At 45.3% G+C, this 6,576-nt stretch carries 6 protein-coding genes; 2 read left to right on the forward strand and 4 right to left on the reverse strand.

Annotated elements, in window-relative coordinates:
* The first annotated feature begins 186 nt into the window (after positions 1-186).
* Positions 187-1,125, forward strand: a complete 939-nt coding sequence (locus PX481_RS03355) for an SGNH/GDSL hydrolase family protein (protein WP_002760383.1) — start codon at positions 187-189, stop codon at positions 1,123-1,125.
* 209 nt (positions 1,126-1,334) lie between these two features.
* Here PX481_RS03355 and PX481_RS03360 read toward each other — a convergent pair whose 3' ends face one another.
* A complete protein-coding gene (locus PX481_RS03360) occupies positions 1,335-2,462 on the reverse strand; it encodes a 5-(carboxyamino)imidazole ribonucleotide synthase (protein ID WP_288093669.1) in 1,128 nt (375 codons plus the stop codon).
* Complete coding sequence (locus tag PX481_RS03365) at positions 2,459-2,968, reverse strand: pentapeptide repeat-containing protein (protein WP_002760385.1); 510 nt, start codon at positions 2,966-2,968, stop codon at positions 2,459-2,461. Before PX481_RS03365 ends, PX481_RS03360 begins: the two co-directional genes overlap by 4 nt.
* Before the next feature lie 270 nt (positions 2,969-3,238).
* On the opposite strand from PX481_RS03365, the gene PX481_RS03370 reads away from it, so the two are divergent.
* The gene (locus PX481_RS03370; protein WP_012263931.1) at positions 3,239-4,102 is read left to right on the forward strand and encodes a branched-chain amino acid ABC transporter permease; all 864 of its coding nucleotides are present in this window, start codon (positions 3,239-3,241) and stop codon (positions 4,100-4,102) included.
* Between the two features lie 147 nt (positions 4,103-4,249).
* Here PX481_RS03370 and PX481_RS03375 read toward each other — a convergent pair whose 3' ends face one another.
* Positions 4,250-4,633 carry a DUF4346 domain-containing protein gene (locus PX481_RS03375; RefSeq protein ID WP_002747361.1) on the reverse strand — a complete coding sequence of 128 codons (384 nt, stop codon included), beginning with the start codon at positions 4,631-4,633 and terminating at the stop codon, positions 4,250-4,252.
* A gap of 430 nt (positions 4,634-5,063) precedes the next feature.
* Entirely contained in the window at positions 5,064-6,458 is a 1,395-nt protein-coding gene (locus PX481_RS03380) for a DUF2252 domain-containing protein (protein ID WP_288093670.1), read from the reverse strand.
* Positions 6,459-6,576: the final 118 nt, after the last annotated feature.

Genomic DNA, 6,576 nt, shown 5'->3' on the forward strand with positions numbered 1-6,576 from the left:
ATCAGAGCAATAATACTACCGATAACGATAATCGACGATATCGCCACTACTGCCGGTTTATCGGCTCCCTCGAATTTCATAATGCCACGATTTAAGTCTGACATTGCCCTTAACTCCTTTTCATGAGATGGATGTGGAAAGTATGAGACACTTTAGGATCATAAATTAGCGAACTCTCATCTATCCGTGTTATTAGAAATTGGTATCATTCGGCTGTCTTTAATCATTCTAGGCGTTCTTTTCGCCCTTGGCCTTCTCCTTGAGGCTATTTTAAGAATTGTCTTCGGGTTCGGTAATCCGCTTATTTACAAAGCTGATGCCGAAATTGGCTATCTTTTGGCTCCTAATCAACAAACGCGCCGTTTTTCCAATTTTATCGCCGTTAATCAGTATTCGATGCGGAGCGATCCGATTACAACCCAACGGCCTCCGGAGACGACGAGAATCATGTTAATCGGTGATTCGATCGCTAATGGCTCCTGGTGGACAGATCAAAAAGAGACCATTGCTGCTTTAATCACCAAAAATTTAGGCCAAAATCTGACGGGTTCAGTGGAGGTTCTCAATGCTTCGGCTAATTCTTGGGGACCGCGCAATCAATCGGCCTATCTGCGACGTTTCGGCACCTTTGAATCTCAGGTGATTGTGTTATTAATGAACACCGATGATCTGTTCGCTTTAGCTCCTAGTTCGGCGGTGGTGGGACGAGAAATTAATTATCCCGATCACCGGCCAGCTTTAGCTTTAATCGAATTTTATGATCGATATTTTAAGCGTTATCCTCCCCTACCACCGGTGCAAGAAGGAGGCGATCGAGTGGGCAATAATTTAACCGCTCTTGCCCAAATTCAAGCCCTTGCTCAGGCTAATCAAGCCCCTTTAATTATCGCTATTACCCCCCTCATTCGCGAAGCTCAAAAACAGGGGCGAGATTATGAATTAAAAGCCCGTCAAAGACTAGCGGATTTCACCAGCAACCAGCAGATTTTTTATCTAGATTTTCTGCCCATTTTTCAAGCCCATCCTACTCCTGATTCCCTCTATATCGATAATATTCATCTTAGTCGAGACGGTAACGAGTTAATTAGTCAAAAACTGACCGAGGCAATCAAAAATGTCTTTTAATTAGGGTCTGCTGAAAAAGTTTTTCCTGGGGGCAGGAGTCAGGAGTCAGGAGTCAGGAGTCAGGAGACAGGAGACAGGAGACAGGAGACAGGAGACAGGAGACAGGAGACAGGAGACAGGAGATAGGAGATTATTTCTATTTATTCTCCCCACACCCTACACCCCACACCCCACACCCCACTTCCCCACTTCCCCACTTCCCCACTTCCCTAACAACCATACCAAAGCTTTTCTATCTGCTTTGCTAGAGCCAATAACTCAGAGCGATCGCTTGTATCCCTTAAGAGGGTGACATGGCCTAATTTTCGACCGGGACGGGATTTTTTACCGTACCAAAAAACGTGAGCGTCTGGAATTGCCGCTAAAACTGCTCTTTTTTCGCGATAATCGCCGTCACTATCCTCAAAACCCAATAAATTAACCATGACTGCCCCGGCAGATTTTAAATCCGTGGCTCCAAGGGGCAAATTAGCCACTGCTTGCAGTTGTAGGGCAAATTGGGAGGTAAGACAGGCAGAGAGGCTGTAATGACCCGAATTATGGGTACGGGGAGCGATTTCATTAATCAATACCTCTCCCTGGGAAGTGACAAATAATTCCATCCCGAAAACACCCACCGCCGACAAACTACTTAACAGATGATGGGCGATATGTTCGGTTTGAGCCTGTAATGATTGGTTAAGAGCGGCGGGAGCAATCACCCAGTGACAGACTTGCTCCTCTTGATGGGTTTCCACCACGGGATAGGTGACGATTTCCCCGGTTAATCCCCTAGCGGCAACGATGGCTAATTCTCGCTCGTAGGGAATATAAGCTTCTAACATCAAGTCAAGACGCTCTAATTGCCGCTTTTTGGCGTTTAATTCTTCAGGAGTGCGGATAATAAAGGTTCCTTGACCATCATAACCGTGTCGTCGCGCTTTCAGCACTAGCGGAAAAGGATAATTTTCTAGTGGGGATAAATTATCTATCGCCCAAAAATCAGGCACAGGCAACCCTAGGGAGCGTAAATAACATCTTTGCTCGTATTTATCCAATAGGGGGCGCAGATTTGCCAAACTAGGATAGAATTTCACTCCTGTGGCCGCTAATTCTTCTAGGGCATCTAAATTAACAAACTCATTTTCAAAAGTGATCAGATCACAATGTTGAGCTAGTTTTTTTGTGCCTTCCACGTCAGCTATTTCTGCGAAGACAACCCCGTCAGCTAAAGCAACGGCGGGATCGTCGGGGTGTGGTGTTTGTACAATTAGAGAAATGCCTAATTTCTTGGCTTCCTGTGCCATCATCCCAGCTAATTGTCCACCACCAATAACACCAACCCTTGTTTGCATCATTGATCACATCCTAAAGATTCCGGGGTAGAGACGCCGGTTTTTGAGTTGACACCCTCGGCTCTTTCACAGAGATTTTTGATTTGTTGAGCGTCAAGCACGGCAAAACTAAAATCAGCACCGTTGATATTGACTCCCTCGAAAATGGTACGCAGCATGATCGCTTCGGCAAAAATGGCATCGCTTAAATCGGAATTTTTAAAGGTACTCAGATAGGCTAACCCATTGGTTAAGTCCGCTCCATGAAAGTTGCCTTCGATGATAGAGGCTCCGTTAAACACTGCCCCGCGCAAATCGGCAGAACTAAAGTTAGAATCTTGGAGATTAACGTTAGTAAATTGGGCAGATTGCAAATTTTGTCCCGAAAAATCCTTTCCTGTCAGATTCTGGTTTTCATAACTGGCATTGGCTCCTGTGACAGCAGCAGAACTGGCTGCTAAGGCATTGACAGGAGATAGGATAAATAGTAAGGCAAAAAAAGCGATCGCTAATCGAAAGATAGTCTTCATTGGCGGAAAATTCCATCAGTGGGCATTCTTGATTTTATAGCAGTAAGTCATCGGCCGTCAGCTTTCCGCCAGCCGCTAGAAATTGCTGGCACACAAACCTTTATAATGGCTGTCTAGGCTTATACTGCCATGCAATTTGGTCTAAACAAAAATATTTAAGCCACGGGCCCCCAGCTTTCAGCTAAATAAAGTAAAAGACAAAAGTTAATTCATTTTCTCTCTCCTGACTTCTATTTCTAAGGACAATTTCTGATTTATACAAGAGGTTTGATGGATACACCGCAACTTTTATTCAATGGTTTAGCCGTCGGCAGTATTATTGCTCTGGCTGCTGTTGGGTTAACCCTTACCTGTGGCATTTTGCGTCTGTCTAATTTTGCCCACGGCGATTTTATGACTTTGGGTGCTTACATAACTTGGGTGGTAAATGCTCAAGGGATTAATCTCTGGTTAGCGATGCTGGTGGGGGCAGCAGTGACAGCTATTGCCATGCTCATTGCCGAGAGATTATTATGGAAACCCATGCGCGATCGACGGGCTGATTCTACCACTTTAATTATTATTTCGATCGGTTTGGCTTTATTTCTTCGCAATGGTATTTTAATGATCTGGGGCGGTAGTAATCAACGCTACGATCTGCCTGTGATGACCGCTACAGAAATTTTTGGGATTAAAGTAGCTTTCGATCGCTTGTTAGTTATTGGTTTGGCAATTATAGTTATTATTGCCCTCCATTTGTTATTGCAAAAAACTAAGATCGGTAAGGCGATGCGTGCCGTAGCTGACAGCACCGATTTAGCTAGAGTAACCGGAATTAACGTCGAATGGGTTGTCTTCTGGACATGGATAATTACGGGAGTTTTAACTGCTTTAGCCGGAGCGATGTTCGGGTTAATTACTGGGGGAGTGCGTCCCAATATGGGCTGGTTTTTAATCTTACCAATGTTTGCCGCCGTGATTTTAGGTGGTATTGGTAATCCCTACGGAGCGATTGCTGGGGCTTTAATTATTGGTGTTGCCCAAGAAATTAGTGTTCCCTTAATTGGTTCTGATTATAAATTAGCCGTGGCTTTATTAATTATGATCCTGCTGTTATTATTCCGTCCCCAAGGTTTATTTAAAGGCACGGTTTAACAGTTATCAGTTATCAGTTATCAGATGTAAGTTTTAAGTTATCAGATGTAAGTTTTAAGTTATTTATTTATTTATCTTCATCTTTATCCCTGTTTACTGTTTACTGTTTACTGGTTACTGTTTATTGAACACTGAAAAGCCCAATCTTTAATCCTGAATATATTCTTCCCCGGTGATTAAAGCGTATTCAGCGCGGGTGAATTCTCGACCTAAATAAGCAGCATGATCGAACATAGTAATCGGACAAGGTTGGGTTTCTTCGATCACTTTGACGGCTAATTCTTTGGCAGTCCTGGCGGTGTAAATAGTCTCAGGATTGCGATCAAGTTTTTGCCTAACACCGATAACTTTTCCCGTTTCTGGATCGACGGCTAAACCTTTTTCATTGATAATATTGCTGTAATGTTTGGCACAGATTAACCCTGCTTCTCGGTCTAGATAAATAATAAAATATCCTGCGGGATCGAGAGCGATCGGACGTTTGGAAAGTTGATGATCAATAGCCGTGATTTGTGATTTTAATTCGCTCATTTTCTTGACAAAATCACTTAAATATGTAGATGAAAGCAAGAGCAAATTATATCACATACCATCATCCTTTTTCTAGAGCATTTTGTAGATATAGGCCGTATGTATTTTCTGTGAGCAAATCTGACCTACTGAGCAATAATACTAAATCCTGTTTAAAAAGTATAGGAGCGTGGGGAGCGTTGGAGGAGGGAGAAACAATCCATAACCTGAGAGTTAATCGGACTATTAATACTAAATCCGTTGAGTATAGGCTACATATCAGGACAGGCAAAGGGCAAGAGGAAAGAGGCAAAAGGGGCAATAGATAATCAGTTTTTAATAACCAGATTTAGTATAAAAACGGATTTGGTATCATACCAGCTGCAATGTGGGGGCGCAAAGCTCGCGCCCATAATGTATGGTCGAGAAATAACAGGCTGATAGCTTAATGCTATAAATCTTCTTCTACCAAAGCCTCAACCCGTCCTGTTTTGACCGCTTCCACCAAAGCGGCGTGATCTTGTTCTGTCTGCTCGGCATAAGCGATCGCAAATTCGCCCAGGGCTAGATCGAACTGATCTCCTTTTCCCAAATAACCGCTAATAGTGGCCGCGTCTCCAGATTTAGCGTGGGCGCGGGCTAAGGTCCAGCCACAGAACTCGGCGTAGCGTTGCAGTTGGACGGCTGATACTCCCTCAATGGGTAGGGAAAACTTCATATCCCGCAGTTGCCGTAAATAGAAGTTATTGCCCCGTCTTCCCTGGGTCCAGCCTAAAAATATGTCGCTAGAGGATTGCATCAATCTCTGGCCTGTAACCACCCGTTGTCCCTGATTTTCGTACTGGCTCTTGGCGGTATAGGGTTCAAGAACCGAAGGGCAAGCCTCCTTAACTTGTAGGATGAGGGGATGGTTATCTTCCGAGAAAAATAGGGCGATATAACATCTGGTGCCGACACTGCCAATGCCTACCACTTTCAGGGCAAAGTCCTCTAACCGGTAGCGATCAAACAGGACTCGGCGTTCCTCCGGCAGGGATTGGCGATAGTCTTCCAGACCCTCACGCACGAGAGTCTCCCAATCCGGTTCGTTGACATGGTAGAGAATGGGCGGCTGATCGACAAAGCGATTGCGTCCCGCGGTTTGGGTGACGATCTTGGGGTAGAGATGTTCGATGATGCGCTCGCGGGCTTTTGTCATCATCTGTTCCCGTATCTTCCGCGTCTTTTCGTCGGGAGCCATCTCGATCACCTGTTCTACTCCTATGCGCGTGTACCATACCTCTAACGGACTGAGGCGAGAATATTCCCGCAGGTGTTCCCGATAGGAACGAGCGCAATCGATCGCCGCTGCCTTCGATTCTCGATCGGATAGATCGCTATCCCTGCCGGCGATGACAAAGCTGACCACTAGACGCTTGAGGTCCCATTCCCAAGGTGCGGGTAGGGTTTCGTCGAAATCGTTAATATCGAAGACTAAATTGCGTTCGGGGGTGGCAAAAAATCCGAAGTTCAAGAGGTGGCAATCTCCGCAGGCCTGCACGATAACGTCGGTTTTGGGAGTGGTGGCCAGATCGTAGGCCATCAAAGCAGCGGAACCGCGCAGGAAGGTAAAGGGACTCCGCAACATACGCCCGTAGCGGATGGGAATCAATTCCTGTAATCGCCCCCGATTTGATGCTTCGATGATCTCGATCGGCTCCCGACCGGCTGCGGGGGGTTGCCAGATAGCGTGGCTAGAACGCGGCAATCGCTCCCGCAGGGATTTACCGATCTGGATGCGTTCTTCCCGTGAACGGAATCGAGCTTGAGAAGGTGAGCGGATAGGGGTTTCTATTTGGTGGTTCATAGCGACTTTTTCCCCTGAATGAGATTACATCCCTTGCTGTTAGATGACTAAATGAATACAAGCAATAGGAAATAGATAAGTTAAGACTGATGGTTCCCCTTCTTGGATAACTTTCTGA

This window comes from Microcystis sp. M53603_WE2 (assembly GCF_030065435.1).

Excerpts from the sequence above, each read along its gene's own strand:
- PX481_RS03360 (WP_288093669.1), bottom strand. The coding sequence starts at position 2,462 with ATGATGCAAACAAGGGTTGGTGTTATTGGTGGTGGACAATTAGCTGGG.
- PX481_RS03365 (WP_002760385.1), bottom strand. The coding sequence starts at position 2,968 with ATGAAGACTATCTTTCGATTAGCGATCGCTTTTTTTGCCTTACTATTT.
- PX481_RS03370 (WP_012263931.1), top strand. The coding sequence starts at position 3,239 with ATGGATACACCGCAACTTTTATTCAATGGTTTAGCCGTCGGCAGTATT.
- PX481_RS03375 (WP_002747361.1), bottom strand. The coding sequence starts at position 4,633 with ATGAGCGAATTAAAATCACAAATCACGGCTATTGATCATCAACTTTCC.
- PX481_RS03380 (WP_288093670.1), bottom strand. The coding sequence starts at position 6,458 with ATGAACCACCAAATAGAAACCCCTATCCGCTCACCTTCTCAAGCTCGA.